General features: G+C 62.4%; 1 pseudogene. It reads right to left on the bottom strand.

Features of this window, described 5'->3' with window-relative positions:
• Nucleotides 1-937 (bottom strand): annotated as a pseudogene (locus EN893_RS34890) (hypothetical protein); the annotation flags it as partial.
• Between the last annotated feature and the right edge of the window lie 230 nt (nt 938-1,167).

Below are 1,167 nucleotides of genomic sequence, written 5' to 3'. Positions count from 1 at the left end.
ATTGCAGATAGAGGCGCACGAACGGCTCGCCGCCGCCACGGTTGAGCGCGGTGGCGAGGTCGAGCAGGATTTCGGAGGCGCCATCGGATGGGCCGGCAACCAGCGGCGCAATCTTGTCGCCTTTTGCAATTCGGTCGCGCAAGGCGACGATTTCCAGCTTGCCCGGCGAAAACGCCTCGGCTTGGTCGAGCACCGACAGCGCCTTGGTCTTGTCGCCCTTGCGGACCAGGAACGAGGCGTAGGCCTGGGCGTTGCGCATCCAGGTTTCGGGAGCAGCACCGCCGGCGGCGGTATCCTGCATGGTCGCGGCATAGATCGCCTCGGCCTTTTCGGGCATGCCGGATGCATCAGCGATCAGGGCGCGGTGGAACGACTTGAACAGGCCGAACCAATCCGGCCCCTGCAGCTTGTCGATGGACGCCATCGCATCGGCAGGCTCGCCGGCGCCTTGCTGCGCCCAGCCGGACATCACGCCGGAGATCAACCGGTCGAGATCGGATTCCAGCGACAGCTTGAGCCAGTACTGCGCCTTGGTGAAATCCTTCTTGTGGAAGGAATCGACGGCGAGCGCCAAGCGCGAGAAACGCTCGACGTCAGGCACTTCCTTGAGCTTGTCGGCATAGACCAGGGATTCGTCGAAGCGCCCTTGCGCGATCAGCGACAGCATCAGGCTCTGCTGCAGGCCGGTGTCGCTCGGGTCGAAGGCCAATGCTTGCTTGTAGTAGGCGATGGCCCTGTCGAGGTCGTTGTCGCCCTCGGCGACCCGGGCCGCCAGATAAGCGCCCGAAAACGACGTGATCTTGACCGGTTCGGTGGTTTGCTTGGCATAGGCCGGCAAAGCCGAGATCGCCATGCCGGTCACAATTGCCAGCCTTGTCAGCCAGCGCGCACGTCCTTGCCGCATCATATCCCTTTCAGCCAGGCGCCATCTCCGCATCAGCGGGATCGGCGTAGACTCGATCTTTCCAGGCAAAGCATGGCCTTTTTGGGGTCGCGCTTCAATCCGCCTCGAATTCACAATCCGGGCACCCGATTAACAAATCATGGCGACAGGCACCAGTTTTCCGGTCTTGAATTTCGGTGTTGGCCCTGCGCGGCGCCGAAGATATCGCAGATTCGACCCTTGAGCTCGGCTTCGACCGCTAAGGCTCGGGGCCAATATCAACC

The sequence above is a fragment of the Mesorhizobium sp. M7A.F.Ca.CA.004.04.2.1 genome (assembly GCF_004022825.1).
GTDB lineage: Bacteria > Pseudomonadota > Alphaproteobacteria > Rhizobiales > Rhizobiaceae > Mesorhizobium.
Note: the sequence above shows the minus strand (reverse complement) of the source record. Positions and strands in the feature narration are given on the sequence as shown.